Genomic DNA, 13095 nt, shown 5'->3' on the forward strand with positions numbered 1-13095 from the left:
GGACAGATAAATGAAATCAATTCTTGTAATCGGAGTGGGAAGGTTTGGGCAGCATCTATGCGAAAACCTTGCAAAGCATGAGAATCAGATTATGGCGGTGGACATCTTAGAGGAAAAGCTGGAGCCTATACTTCCTTACGTGGTAAGCGCAAAGATTGGCGACTGTACCAATGAGACAGTGCTTAAGAGTCTGGGCGTCGGTAATTTTGATCTCTGCTTCATCTGTATTGGGAATAATTTTCAAAATAGTCTGGAGGTAACCAGCCTGATAAAGGAAATGGGAGCAAAATACGTAGTGAGCAAAGCCAACCGGGATATCCATGCAAGGCTTCTCTTGAAGAATGGAGCCGACGAGGTGGTTTATCCAGACCGTGACGTTGCCGAGAAAATAGCAGTGCGCTACAGCGCCAACAAGGTGTTTGATTATACGGAGCTGGCAGACGGTATTTCCATTTATGAAATATTGCCTCTGGAAGCCTGGATCGGAAAGAGCGTCAAGGATTTGAATATCCGCCGTGTTTATGGAATATCAGTAATCGCAGTAAAGAACGCAGAGGGGCATATGAAGTTTATGCCTGGCGCTGATTATGTGATTGAGGGGGGGATTCACCTTATGGTAATTGGAAAGCAGGAGGATGCGGAAAAGATTATCCGGCAGCTTCGGTAAGAAGCCCCTCTACGGCATAGGGGAGAATAAAAAAGACGGCAGGAGGCTCAGCGTCAGGGCTAAGAGCAGGAAACGGTTCCTTCAGACTTGACTTTGCTGGTGGATTGTGCCACAATAAGCTATTGAAAGGTCGTGGAACCGGCTGGTATTAAAGGCTGGTCAGAGTGATGGATTGATAGAAAGAAGGACAGGATGAGATGACAAAGATTGATATTATCTCTGGATTTTTAGGAGCAGGAAAGACTACCTTTATTAAGAAGCTTCTGGAGGAGGCTATCTACGGCGAGAGGGTGGTGCTGATCGAGAACGAGTTCGGCCAAATTGGTATTGACGGGGGATTTTTAAAGGATTCCGGTATTGAAATCCGGGAGATGAATTCCGGCTGTATCTGCTGCTCGCTTGTGGGAGATTTTGGGGCTTCCTTGGCTGAGGTGCTGACGAAGTACCAGCCGGAGCGGATTATCATAGAGCCGTCAGGAGTAGGTAAGCTGTCGGATGTAATCAAGGCAGTAGTGGACGTATCGGCAGATATGGATGTGAAGCTGAACAGCGCCGTGACCATTGTGGATGCTGCTAAGTGCAGGCTGTATATGAAGAATTTCGGAGAATTCTTCAACAACCAGATTGAAAATGCCGGCACAATCGTGCTGAGCCGTACAGATATTACCGAAGCTGCCAGGGTTTTAGAGGCTGTGGATATGCTGCGGGGCAGGAATGAAAGAGCAGTCATTATCACGACTCCTTTGGCTGATTTAAGCGGCGGCCAGTTGCTGGAGATCATTGAGAAACCGGATACGATGCTGGAGGATTTGCTGGCGGAGGTAAGGGAGGGCAGACTGCACGGCGAGGGTTGCGGTCGCCAGAATCACAGTGGCGGCGAGGGTTGCAGCGGCCAGAATCACAGTGGCGGCGAGGGTTGCAGCGGCCAGCATCACAGTGGCGGCGAGAGTTGCAGCGGCCAGCATCACGGTGGCGGCCAGGATTGCAGAGATCATCATAGTGAAAGCGGGGCCTGCGGCGATCATCATAGTGAAAGCGAGGCCTGCGGCGATCATCATAAGCACGGCCTTAAAGGGGAAGGCTGCAGCCATGCTCACCACCATGAAGGCTGCTGCGGCCACGGCCACCATGATCATCACAATCATGATGCAGATGAAGTGTTTACCAGTTGGGGAATGGAAACCATCGTTCCAGTTACCTATGAACAGCTGGATGAAGTCCTTAAGTCCATGGCGCGTACTCATACCTTCGGTCAGGTGCTGAGAGCCAAGGGGATGCTGCCTACGGAAAATCCGGGGGAATGGCTGTATTTTGATCTGGTGCCTGAGCAGTATGAAATCCGCCAGGGTAAGCCGGATTACACGGGAAAGGTATGCGTGATCGGCGCCAGCCTGGAGGAAGAGGAATTAAACAGAGTGTTTGGAAGAAGCCGGGAACGGTTTTAATTGGTGAGGATAAACAATTATGGCTTATGAAATAGATGATGACATCATGCCCCTGTTTATAGTTAACGGCTTTCTGGAGGCAGGGAAGACGCAGTTTCTTGACTTTACCATGGGTCAGGATTATTTTCAGGCAAAGGGAAAAACCCTTCTCATCGTCTGTGAGGAGGGGGACAGCTCATACAGTGAAGATCAGCTGAAAAGGAGCCGGACTGCGGTGGTGTATGTGGATGACTTTGAGAAGCTTACACCTCAGTATTTAAATGAGCTGAAGGTGATATACCAGCCGGAGCGGGTGTTGATGGAGTGGAACGGTATGTGGAACCAGGATGATTTGAAGCTTCCTGAGGACTGGATCATTTACCAGCAGATAACCATCATCGACGGCTCCACCTTTGAGCTTTATGTCCAGAACATGAAGCCGCTTCTTGGGGCTATGCTGCGGGGGTCCGAGCTGGTGATTGTCAACCGCTGTGATGGTATTCCCGATGAAAAACTGACAGCCTGCCGCCGTAGCATCCGTGCTATGAGCCGGGACAGCGAGATTGTGCTGGAGAACGGGGACGGAGAGATAGAGCAGGCCACGCTGGAGGAAGATTTGCCTTACGATCTTAATGCGGCTGTCATTGAGATAAAGCCGGAGGATTACGGGATCTGGTATATTGATTGTATGGATCAGCCGGAGCGCTATAAGGATAAGGTGGTAGAGTTCACTGCGATGGTATTAAAGTCTCCCAAATTCCCAAAGGATCAGTTTGTTCCCGGACGTATGGCTATGACCTGCTGTGAAGCAGATATGACCTTTCTGGGATTTATCTGCAAGTGGCCTGATGCTGAGAGCTATAAGACAAAGCAGTGGGTAAAGGTTCGAGCCAGAATCGGCGTTGAGTACCAGAAGGATTACCACGGCCAGGGGCCGGTGCTTTATGGCGAGGCAGTAAAAGGAGCTGAGGCGATCAAAGAGATCGTACAGTTCTAGCTTGTGGATGGGGCCTGAGTTTTCATAGCTATATGTCCGATGTTTCGGAAAGGTTGTTTGAGAAGGAAGCCGGCTCGTCCTAGTGTATAAGCCCCGTTTGCATGAGGCAGCTGAATCGTATAAAACAAAAAGCAAGCCTGTGAGCGTCGGCTTTCGTCAGCGTCACAGGCTTTTTAAATCCCTGGAAAAGCTGTTAGTTCACTTCATCCAGCTTAAATCCAAAATACCTTACCGCGTTATTATAGCAAATATCCTTCACCAAAGTCTCCAGTGCTTTTCTGTCATCTGGATACTCTCCATTTTCTACCCAGCTTCCAAGAATATCGCAGAGGATTCTGCGGAAATACTCATGTCTGGTGTAGGACAGGAAACTTCTGGAGTCAGTCAGCATACCGATAAAGTTTCCGAAGCATCCAAGATTGGCCAAGGAAACCATCTGTTCGGTCATGCCAGCCTTGTGATCGTTAAACCACCACGCGCAGCCCTGCTGAATCTTGCCGGGAAACCCTTCCTGGAAACAGCCGATGATGGTGCCGATAGCGGCATTGTCATTGGGATTTAGGGAATACAAAATGGTCTTTGGGATCTCATTGTTAGTGCTTAAAGCATTTAGAAAATCAGCGGTCTGTGCGCTTGGCGTGTAGCTGCTGATACAGTCAAAGCCGGTGTCAGCCCCCAGCTTCTTGAACATATAAGCGTTATTATCCCGCTTGCAGCCATAGTGGATCTGCATGATCCAGCCCATCCGATTGTATTGGCGGGCTGAAAAAAGCATAAAAGCAGTTTTGAATTTCCTCTCCTCCTCTTTGGAGATAGCCTGTCCCTCCAATCCCTTTGCGAGGATAGCGTCCAGCTCAGCTTCTTTGGCGGGAACGTACATGACATACTCCAGGCCATGGTCAGATACGCGGCAGCCCATAGAGGCAAAGAACTCCATGCGCTTTTTAAGAGCTTCTTTTAAAGCTGCGAAGGTAGTAATCTTAACTCCGCTGACCTGGGAAAGGACGTTCATATAAGCGGCAAAGGCCGGCTTTTCAATGCCCATAGCCTTGTCGGGCCTCCAGGCAGGAAGAACCTGCACATCGAAGGTCTTGTCCTCTGCAAGCTTTTGATGCCACTCCAGGGTATCTGCTGGATCATCAGTGGTACAGATTAAAGTAACATTAGACTGTTTAATCAGATCTCTGACGGTCATGGAGTTTTCCTGCAGCTTGGAGTTGCACAGGTTCCACACCTCTTCGGCAGTATCGCCGTTTAGATATCCCTGAAACCCAAAATAGTTTCTCAGTTCCAGATGACTCCAATGGTACAGAGGGTTTCCGATTAATTTAGGCATCGTTTCCGCCCAGGCCTGGAATTTTTCACGGTCGGTGCCGTTTCCGGTAATGTAGGCCTCGTCTACTCCGTTGGAGCGCATTTGCCGCCACTTATAGTGGTCTCCTCCCAGCCATACCTGAGTAATATTGTCAAACCTGCGATTTTCAAAAATTTCTTGGGGATTGATGTGGCAGTGATAGTCTAATATTGGCATATGTTCAGCGAAATCGTGATACAGAGTCTTTGCTGTGCCGCTGGATAATAGGAACTCTTTGTCCATAAATGCTTTCATGTTGATAATCCTCCTGTTATAATTCTTTTATAGGTTATGGCTCATGACAAATCAGCCATATCCATAATCCGTTTTAAAAAGCTGTGGTCTTTAGCTCTCCTGCACATACATTAGGAGTATACCCCAAATCCTCCGTCACTTTCAAGCCCTTTTCGTGTACCACTCTACCTACGCTGGGACTTCCATTTGAAACCCTTGAAACAGTGGGAATGGATATACCGGCTTTGCATTTAGCTTTCTTATCTTTCACTTGCATCTTCATTCCCGATTGTGTATACTAAAATAAAAAACCGTATATACGGTTTGATAGTACATATACGAATTAACAGGGAGCCATGTATGAAACTGAACAGAACCACACTGCGAACCATAGAAATTTTAAAACTAGTCTCCAGAAAGACAGACGGCATAACCTTAGATGAGATTTGTGAACAATTAAGTCTTCCTAAAACCAGCGGATATGATATAGTTACAACTCTGGTACAGACTGGAATGCTGCATGTGGCCAGAGAGCAGAAGCAGCGCTATACCATCGGGCTTACAGCCTACCGCATAGGTATAAACTATACAAATAATCTGGATTTTATCAGCGTTATTGATCCAGTGCTGAAGGCATTTTCAAGGGAGGTGGGAAAAACTGTATTTTTCGGAATCTGTTCCGATGATGCGGTTGTATATATATGCAAATATGAGCCGGAGAATCCCATCATCACGACAGCTACCGTTGGAGCCAGGAATCCGATTCACTGTACTTCTCTGGGAAAGGCGATTATGGCCTACACAAAAGAGGAGGATATGCAGGAGGTTCTAAAGCGTATGACCTTTAAGAAGTATACGGAGCGAACCATTCTTACAAAGGAGGATTTCATAAAGGAGCTTGAGCATGTAAGAGAAAAGGGCTATGCTCTTGACGCCAGAGAGCTGGAGGAGCATATGGAATGTGTAGGAGCTCCTGTATTTGGGCAAGATGGTAATATAATGGGCGCTATCAGCGTATCCAGTCTCTATAAGCCCACGGAGGATTACGATGCCCTGGGACGCCTGGCTCACGCAAAAGGCAGGGAGCTTTCAAAGCTGTTGGGCTTCCTGGGGAAATATTAGTTTAAAAACTTAGGGACGTCCTCTTTTTACGGTTGACAAACCAAGGGATAGGTTATAAAATTAATTTATTAATCGTAATTATGAAGTTAATTCGTATATACGAAAAAAGGAGAAAAAATGAAAAAAGAACAGGTTTTAGCAAGAATGAAGGAAGAGTGTTTGGTTGCTGTTGTCCGTGCCAAAAACTATGAACAGGGAGAAAAAGTAGTGGAAGCTATTATAGATGGAGGCATCCACTTCATTGAATTAACGATGACCATGGATGAGGGAAATCCTGTGGAGTTTATTCGTATGATGTCTGATAAGTACAGAACCAATGATAAGATTGTAATTGGCGCAGGGACAGTTTTGGATCCTGAAACAGCCCGAGGCTGTATCCTGTCAGGAGCCAGCTATATCGTAAGCCCTGGCCTGAACCTGGAGACCATTAAGCTTTGTAACCGCTACAGAGTGCCGGTTCTGCCAGGCGTTATGACTCCAACAGAGGCTATCACTGCACTGGAGGCAGGCTGTGACGTTATTAAAATCTTTCCGGGAAATATTTTGGGTCCGGCAGCCATCAGCTCCTTTAAGGGCCCCTTGCCGCAGGGGGAATTTATGCCCTCTGGCGGTGTAGATGTGGACAATGTTGATCAGTGGATTCAGGCAGGCGCTTATGCGGTGGGAACTGGCTCAAGCCTTACAAAGGGGGCGAAAACAGGCGATTTTGCGGCTGTTACATCTAAGGCGCAGGAGTTTGTGGCAGCTGTTGCAGCAGCAAGAGGGAAATAATAGCAGCCAGATAAGGAAAGCATATAAAAGGAGGGCACAGAATGGCAAAGATAGTTACCATGGGAGAAATCATGTTAAGATTATCTACCCCGAACAATGAGAGATTCATTCAGGCAGACGAGTTTGATATTAATTATGGAGGCGGTGAGGCTAATGTAGCTGTATCCCTGGCAAATTACGGACATGCTGCTGAATTTATAACTGCCGTACCAGCCAATCCCATTGGAGAGTGCGCAGTGGCAGCTTTGAGAAAGTACAATGTAGGTACAAAGCACATTGTAAGAAGCGGGGAGCGGCTAGGTATTTATTTCCTGGAGACAGGCTCTGCCATGAGAGCCTCCAACGTTGTCTATGACCGGGCTCACAGCTCTATTTCCACAGCGACGCCTGACCAGTTTAATTTCGACGAGATTTTTTCAGACGCCGATTGGTTTCATTTTACCGGTATTACGCCTGCTGTCAGTGATGGAGCTGTGGAGCTGACAGAGGCAGCCTTAAAGGTGGCCAAGGCTCATGGCGTAACTGTATCTGTAGACTTAAACTTCCGAAAAAAGCTTTGGTCCTCCCAGAAAGCACAGATGGTTATGACCCGGCTCATGCAGTATGTTGATGTTTGCATCGGTAACGAGGAGGATGCGGAAAAGGTGCTGGGCTTTAAGCCGGGGAATACGAATGTGACCTCTGGTGAACTGGAGCTGGCCGGATATGTGGACATGTTCAATCAAATGGCTGACAGGTTCGGCTTCCGATATATTGTCAGCTCTCTTCGTGAAAGCCACAGCGCTTCTGATAACGGCTGGTCCGCTTGTATGATGGACGGTAAGTCACGGGAGTTCTATCATTCCAGAACATACCGTATTACCCCCATCGTGGATCGCGTGGGTGGCGGCGATTCCTTTGCTGCGGGTCTGATCTGCGGACTGGTGGAAGGTAAGGACATGAAGGAAGCTTTGGAGTTTGCGGTGGCAGCCTCTGCATTAAAGCATACGATTCCTGGAGACTTTAACCTGGCAACCCGGGCGGAAGTGGACAATCTGGCAGGAGGAGATGGTTCTGGACGCGTGCAGAGATAGGCTTCCCTGTGAAACAAAGGCCACAGACGATTTCTGATTTATAGCGAGGCGCATACTATATGGAAGAAAAAAACAGCAGAAACTTCGATCTTCTCACCCTGGGCCAGGTATTGCTCAGACTATCCCCTCCTGATAATGATCGACTGTCCAGAGGGGATACATTTATAAAGCAGGTAGGAGGGGCAGAGCTAAATGTGGCAGTTGGGGCAGCCCTTCTGGGACTTCATACGGGTGTTATCTCCAAGCTTCCATCTCACGATATAGGCAGCTTTATGAAGGGAAAGATCCGTTCCTTTGGAGTCAGTGACGATTACTTTTTGTATGATCATTCGCCGGATGCCCGTGTGGGAATTTACTATTACGAAAACGGCGCATATCCCAGAAAGCCCAAGGTGATATATGACAGAAGCCACAGCTCCTTTTTTTCTCTGAATATAGACGAGATTCCAAAGCAGGTATACACTGCCTCCAGATGCTTCCACACCACAGGTATTACCTTGGCCCTCAGCCAGCAGGTGCGGGAGACTGCCATTGAGATGCTTAAGCGGTTTAAGGAGGCGGGAACCCTGGTTTCCTTTGATGTGAACTTCAGAGGCAACCTCTGGACAGGGGATCAGGCCAGAGCATGCATTGAGGAAATCCTCCCTTACGTGGATATTTTCTTTTGCTCTGAGGATACGGCCAGACTTACCTTTTTAAAGACAGGAACGGCCAGAGAAATGATGAAAAGCTTTACGAAGGAATACCCTATTTCCATAGTAGCCTCCACTCAGAGAGTTGTCCACAGTCCCAAGCGCCATACCTTCGGTTCCCTTATCTATGATGCGGCAAAGGACGCATACTATGAGGAGGAGCCCTACAGGAATATTGAGGTAGTGGATCGGATTGGAAGCGGAGACGCTTATATTTCCGGCACCCTCTATGGACTTTTAAGCAGCGGAGGTGACTGTGCCAGAGCAGTTGCCTATGGAAACGCTGCGTCAGCAGTGAAGAATACGATTCCCGGGGATCTGCCCACCTCAAATCTGGAGGAAATTGAGAGGATCATAGAGGCCCACAAAGAGACCGGGGCTCAGAGCGAGATGGATCGTTAGAACAGGTGTAGGAAGGCTTGACTTTCGTAATCGTATTAATGCTTCCTTCAGAATGATTAAGAAATTCTTTATTGGATATAGGGAGCAAATGAGCTATACTGCTTTTGAAGATGTCAATATAAGCTGGAGAACCGGCGGCGGCCCAGGGCTGCTGCCGGCGAAAAGGAGAAGAGACGATTGAGAAAATACCAATTATATGTGGCAGGCATGTGTGCGGCAATTATATTAGGAGCCGGCGGATGTGCAGCCCCCTCTAAGGGAGAGCAAGGAGTTCAGACCCAGGAGAGCCCTGCAAAGGCTTCCCAGGAGGAGGATGCGGTTGTTGAGAAGGTGACCGGCGACATTGAACCAATGGATGAGAGTGAGTCTGCGGCACTGGAGTCTCTCTGTGTATATGGGCCGGTTACAATTTTGGAGGACGGAAGCTTTTCCATTGATAATCAGTCGGGTGTAAGCATGAGCGGTGAAATGATTCTTACTGTTTCAACGGAGACTACCTATATTCTGGATGCGGTTTCAGGTCTCCCGGTAAAGGCGGAGGATATCAGGGATGGGGACGCCGTCTATGCGTACATCGGTCCGGCTATGACCACCAGCCTGCCTCCGGTGACAAATGCGGAGGTGATTTTCACCAATGTGCCGCCACAGGGGAGAGCTCCTGAATATGTGACAATTAAGTCCATGATAACAAATGCGGACACCTCCCAGTATATCCTGACAGCGGCAGATGGGACAGAGTATACTCTGACGGAGGATTGCAATATTTTCCCGTATCTTACAAGAAATATTGTTACGCTGGATGATCTGACGGCCGGAAGGAAATGTGTGGTATGGGCGGATGAGGATGGAAGGGTCAATAAGCTTATGCTGTTTGCCCAGTAATTGAGGGTTATGGAAGAACTGTTAGCTGCTTTCGGCCCTCAGAATTAAGGCGGGGGTAAAATCCGGTTTTTTGGATCTTATCCCTGCCTGTTTTTTATGTTTGTCAATATGGAATGAAGATGATATGCTGCTAGTTCCCGCATTCAATGCTTATCTCATTAAATTTATCTAGAATATCTTCAATACAGATGGTCTTTTTTTCCTCCCCATCCTTGTCAATAATCGCCTGCCCCTGGTGCATCATAAGAAGGCGGTCGCCGTATTCTACTGCATAGCGCAGATTGTGGGTGACCATAATGGTAGTCAGGTGCTTTTTCTTTACTATCTTATCTGTCAGCTCCATAATGGTTTCGGCAGTTTTTGGGTCCAGAGCAGCTGTGTGCTCGTCCAGTATCAGAAATTCAATGGGCGTCATGGTGGACATGAGAAGGGCCATAGCCTGGCGCTGGCCTCCAGAGAGAACCCCTACCTTTACATGCAGCTTATCCTCCAGTCCAAGCCCCAAAGATCTGAGAGACTCGCGGTAGTAATCCAGTCTCTGTCTGTTGGTTCCACGGCGTAGATTAAAGGGCCTGCCCTTATTATCGGCAAGGGACATATTTTCCAGAATCGTCATGGAAGGGCAGGTACCCATAGCTGGATTCTGGTACACCCGTCCGATTCGACGCTGGCGTTTGTATTCCGGCATGCGGGTAATATCCTGACTGCCGATGGAGATAGAGCCGCTGTCCAGGGGAATACTGCCGCAGATAAGATTCAGCAAGGTAGTTTTGCCCGACCCGTTGCTGCCTACTACGGATACAAACTGATGATCTGCAACGGTAAGGCTGAAATCATCAAAGATACAGGATTCATTTACCGTACCGGCGTTATAATGTTTGGAAATATGTGTAAGCTTAAGCATGGCTTTTCACCTTCTTTCCTCTGGAGGAGCTTGCTACCAGAATAATCAGGAACAGGATGGATGTGATCAGCTTTAGATCCGAGGCAGCCACAGGGAAGGAGATAGTCACCCTTCCGAGGCGTATGGCTACATCACCGAGGGACAATGCCAGCGAGACGCAGGCCTTGTAGACGATGGAGCCAATAATAACAGCAGTGGTAGACGCTACAAATCCAAAGCGCTTTAATAGCTGGGTTCCGATAATTACATTAGCAAGACCTATGACAATGGTTCCGGTGCTTACAGAAGCCTCGAAAAATCTCTGCTGCTGGCAATAAATACTGCCTGCCAGGGCTGCGAAGCCGTTGGCAATAGCGAGTCCTATGATTTTCACAGAACCCTTATCCTTAGCCAGGGAGGTAACTAAAACATCGTTGTCCCCTACAGCCCGTAAGAGATAACCGGATCGGGTTTTTAAGTATGCGTCCAGAAGGAGCTTGCAGATAACTACAATCAAAAACAGGATTATGGTTACGGTGTAAGGCTTGAAAGCTTCAGGCACAATACGCTGTAAAACTTCATTGATGAAAACTGTGTTTTTGCCGAAAAAGGGAAGGTTGGCCTGCCCGGCAATCCGAAGATTAATGGAGTAGAGGGCAGTCATGACGATAATTCCTGATAGTAAATCCCGGACCTTAAGTTTTACATGAATTAGCCCTGTGACACATCCAGCCAGGGCTCCTGCCCCAAAGGAGAGAAACAGGGCGGCTACAGGATTAAGAAAACCTATAAAGGGAAAACCCTTTGCGATACCCGCAGCGGTCAGAGCTGCTCCAAGGGGAAAGGTGCCGTCTACCGACAGATCTGGGAAATCCAGAATTTTATAGGTGATATATACGCCCAGCGCCATAATAGCATAAATCAGTCCTTCTTCAAATATACCAAATAGTATCGTTGTCATGATGTTCCTCCAGGAGTTTCGAAATCAACAGGATAAGTCCTTTTATACGTTTACAGGCAGCCCACAAACTCGGCCGGCTGCCTGCGGTATCTTACTGGGAGATGGAATCAAACATCTGGGCGGCATTGTCTGTAAGGGTTTGCGGAAGTGTGATTCCAAGGCTTTCAGCCACCTGTGTATTGCCGTAGAAGGCAGCCTCCTTAATGGTTTCATAGTTCATGTCGCTGGCTTTCTTTTCTCCCTTTAAAACCTGGGCAGCCATTTTTCCTGTCTGCTTTCCAAGCTGGATGTAATCCAGACCCATCGCTGCCAGGCAGCCGATTTTTACTTGCTCAACCTCGCTGCCGAATACAGGAATGTTTTTGGCTGCCGCCTTATCCAGAATAACAGGCAGGGAAGCTACAACGGTATTGTCCGTCAGGTTGGTGATGCAGTCGACTTTAGGAATGAGGACATCTGCTGCCAGTGATACGTCGGCAGAGGAGGAAATTCCTGAATCCACAATCTCAAAGCCGTAATCAGGAGCAAGGGCCTTATACTCCGCAATGGCAGATTCGGAATTTACCTCGCTGGTGGTGTACATGATACCGATGGTTTTTGCCTCTGGAAGAATTTCCCGAATCATCTTAAGCTGCTGCTCTACAGGAAGCTTGTCGCTGGTGCCGGTGATGTCTCCCACCGGCGCTCCGTCCTCTGTGGCAAGCTCGGCAGCGATTGGATCTGTAACGGCAGTGAAGATAACCGGTATGTTGGACTTGATGGAAACACCGTATTCAGCCTGAGCCATAGGCGTAGCAATGCCGCACATCAAGTCTACTCCCTTGCCTGCGAAATTGGTGGCAATCTGGCTGGCAGTTCCTCCGTCCGCCTGGGCATTCTTATAGAGGACAGTCAGGTTTTTGCCTTCCTCGATTCCCTCCTCAGCCAGCCCTAAAAGGAAACCTTCACGGCAGTTGTCTAAGGAGCCATGCTCCGCAAACTGTCCGATACCGATGACGTATCCAGATTCAGAGCCGGTCTGTCTGTTTTCAGAAGAGGACTGGGAGGCTTCAGCTTCTGCCTGGGAGGTTTCTTCAGAAGACGCTGCGGTTCCAGATTCTGTCTGCAGGGATGTCTCTGTAGGGGCAATTGAGATGCAGCCTGTTAAAAGGGACGCACCTAAAGCAGCAGTTAAAAGCATAGCAATCGTTTTTTTCATAATCTCGTTCCTCCTTGTATATAGATAATAAAAAAGCCCCAATCACAGATTTGCTGTAATTGAGACGAATAAACATCCGCGGTGCCACTCAAATTGACTTAAAGTCCACTTTACACATACTATCATATGTGCCGCGCTGGTAACGGCTGCGGAAGCCGTCAGTCCCTACAGATTCCCATCATTCAGAACTGCCCTCAAAAGTCCATTCAGCTGCCAGCCCTTATACCGCAATCCCACCGCCTGCGGCTCTCTGCCATAATGCTTTGGAAGCTTACTCCTCTTTCTCAACGGTTTATCTTATGGTATCTTAATACACGGGAGAGGATTTGTCAATAAGTAATTTTGATTTTCCGTGATCTTCCAGCATACAAAAAGTGCTACCATAGTTTGAAAATCTGTGGTAAACTGAAACTGGAACGATTCATTCATCTTTAT

13 protein-coding genes and 1 other annotated feature are annotated in these 13095 nt (G+C 48.0%); of the genes, 8 read left to right on the forward strand and 5 right to left on the reverse strand.

Annotated elements, in window-relative coordinates; translation table 11 throughout:
• Positions 1-10 precede the first annotated feature (10 nt).
• From FYJ39_RS13615 to FYJ39_RS13625, 3 genes are all read left to right on the forward strand, one after another.
• Positions 11-667, forward strand: coding sequence for a potassium channel family protein (locus FYJ39_RS13615; RefSeq protein ID WP_154473020.1), 657 nt, complete (start codon positions 11-13; stop codon positions 665-667).
• A 197-nt stretch (positions 668-864) separates the two neighbouring features.
• The gene (locus FYJ39_RS13620) at positions 865-2112 is read left to right on the forward strand and encodes a CobW family GTP-binding protein (protein WP_154473021.1); all 1248 of its coding nucleotides are present in this window, start codon (positions 865-867) and stop codon (positions 2110-2112) included.
• Positions 2113-2131: 19 nt separating this feature from the next.
• Positions 2132-3088, forward strand: a complete 957-nt coding sequence (locus FYJ39_RS13625) for a TIGR03943 family putative permease subunit (RefSeq protein ID WP_154473022.1) — start codon at positions 2132-2134, stop codon at positions 3086-3088.
• A 193-nt stretch (positions 3089-3281) separates the two neighbouring features.
• Here FYJ39_RS13625 and uxaC read toward each other — a convergent pair whose 3' ends face one another.
• Positions 3282-4697: a glucuronate isomerase gene (gene uxaC / locus FYJ39_RS13630; protein ID WP_154473023.1), complete on the reverse strand. Its 1416-nt coding sequence runs from the start codon at positions 4695-4697 to the stop codon at positions 3282-3284.
• A 73-nt stretch (positions 4698-4770) separates the two neighbouring features.
• A complete protein-coding gene (locus FYJ39_RS13635) occupies positions 4771-4947 on the reverse strand; it encodes a helix-turn-helix domain-containing protein (RefSeq protein WP_235919845.1) in 177 nt (58 codons plus the stop codon).
• An 89-nt stretch (positions 4948-5036) separates the two neighbouring features.
• Between FYJ39_RS13635 and FYJ39_RS13640 the strand changes: the two genes are divergently transcribed.
• The 5 genes from FYJ39_RS13640 to FYJ39_RS13660 all read left to right on the forward strand — a co-directional run bounded on the left by FYJ39_RS13640 (position 5037) and on the right by FYJ39_RS13660 (position 9618).
• Positions 5037-5798, forward strand: a complete 762-nt coding sequence (locus FYJ39_RS13640; protein ID WP_154473025.1) for an IclR family transcriptional regulator — start codon at positions 5037-5039, stop codon at positions 5796-5798.
• A gap of 117 nt (positions 5799-5915) precedes the next feature.
• Entirely contained in the window at positions 5916-6569 is a 654-nt protein-coding gene (locus FYJ39_RS13645; protein WP_154473026.1) for a bifunctional 2-keto-4-hydroxyglutarate aldolase/2-keto-3-deoxy-6-phosphogluconate aldolase, read from the forward strand.
• Positions 6570-6610: 41 nt separating this feature from the next.
• Entirely contained in the window at positions 6611-7642 is a 1032-nt protein-coding gene (locus FYJ39_RS13650) for a sugar kinase (protein ID WP_154473027.1), read from the forward strand.
• Positions 7643-7701: 59 nt separating this feature from the next.
• On the forward strand, positions 7702-8736 hold the full coding sequence (locus FYJ39_RS13655; RefSeq protein WP_154473028.1) for a sugar kinase: 1035 nt from the start codon (positions 7702-7704) through the stop codon (positions 8734-8736).
• Positions 8737-8913: 177 nt separating this feature from the next.
• Positions 8914-9618, forward strand: coding sequence for a hypothetical protein (locus FYJ39_RS13660; RefSeq protein ID WP_154473029.1), 705 nt, complete (start codon positions 8914-8916; stop codon positions 9616-9618).
• Positions 9619-9748: 130 nt separating this feature from the next.
• On the opposite strand, the gene FYJ39_RS13665 is transcribed toward FYJ39_RS13660, so the two are convergent.
• The 3 genes from FYJ39_RS13665 to FYJ39_RS13675 form a co-directional block, all read right to left on the reverse strand.
• A complete protein-coding gene (locus FYJ39_RS13665) occupies positions 9749-10522 on the reverse strand; it encodes an ABC transporter ATP-binding protein (protein WP_154473030.1) in 774 nt (257 codons plus the stop codon).
• Positions 10515-11462 (reverse strand): ABC transporter permease, encoded by a 948-nt coding sequence (locus tag FYJ39_RS13670; RefSeq protein WP_154473031.1) that lies wholly within the window; start codon positions 11460-11462, stop codon positions 10515-10517. Before FYJ39_RS13670 ends, FYJ39_RS13665 begins: the two co-directional genes overlap by 8 nt.
• A gap of 91 nt (positions 11463-11553) precedes the next feature.
• Entirely contained in the window at positions 11554-12660 is a 1107-nt protein-coding gene (locus FYJ39_RS13675; RefSeq protein ID WP_154473032.1) for an ABC transporter substrate-binding protein, read from the reverse strand.
• A 57-nt stretch (positions 12661-12717) separates the two neighbouring features.
• Positions 12718-12957: a binding site (T-box leader), on the reverse strand.
• Between the last annotated feature and the right edge of the window lie 138 nt (positions 12958-13095).

It is taken from the genome of Clostridium porci, assembly GCF_009696375.1.
Lineage (GTDB): Bacteria > Bacillota > Clostridia > Lachnospirales > Lachnospiraceae > Enterocloster > Enterocloster porci.

Bases quoted from the DNA above. Each gene is read 5' to 3' on its own strand.
- FYJ39_RS13615 (WP_154473020.1), top strand. From the start codon at position 11: ATGAAATCAATTCTTGTAATCGGAGTGGGAAGGTTTGGGCAGCATCTA.
- FYJ39_RS13620 (WP_154473021.1), top strand. From the start codon at position 865: ATGACAAAGATTGATATTATCTCTGGATTTTTAGGAGCAGGAAAGACT.
- FYJ39_RS13625 (WP_154473022.1), top strand. From the start codon at position 2,132: ATGGCTTATGAAATAGATGATGACATCATGCCCCTGTTTATAGTTAAC.
- uxaC (WP_154473023.1), bottom strand. From the start codon at position 4,697: ATGAAAGCATTTATGGACAAAGAGTTCCTATTATCCAGCGGCACAGCA.
- FYJ39_RS13640 (WP_154473025.1), top strand. From the start codon at position 5,037: ATGAAACTGAACAGAACCACACTGCGAACCATAGAAATTTTAAAACTA.
- FYJ39_RS13645 (WP_154473026.1), top strand. From the start codon at position 5,916: ATGAAAAAAGAACAGGTTTTAGCAAGAATGAAGGAAGAGTGTTTGGTT.
- FYJ39_RS13650 (WP_154473027.1), top strand. From the start codon at position 6,611: ATGGCAAAGATAGTTACCATGGGAGAAATCATGTTAAGATTATCTACC.
- FYJ39_RS13655 (WP_154473028.1), top strand. From the start codon at position 7,702: ATGGAAGAAAAAAACAGCAGAAACTTCGATCTTCTCACCCTGGGCCAG.
- FYJ39_RS13665 (WP_154473030.1), bottom strand. From the start codon at position 10,522: ATGCTTAAGCTTACACATATTTCCAAACATTATAACGCCGGTACGGTA.
- FYJ39_RS13670 (WP_154473031.1), bottom strand. From the start codon at position 11,462: ATGACAACGATACTATTTGGTATATTTGAAGAAGGACTGATTTATGCT.
- FYJ39_RS13675 (WP_154473032.1), bottom strand. From the start codon at position 12,660: ATGAAAAAAACGATTGCTATGCTTTTAACTGCTGCTTTAGGTGCGTCC.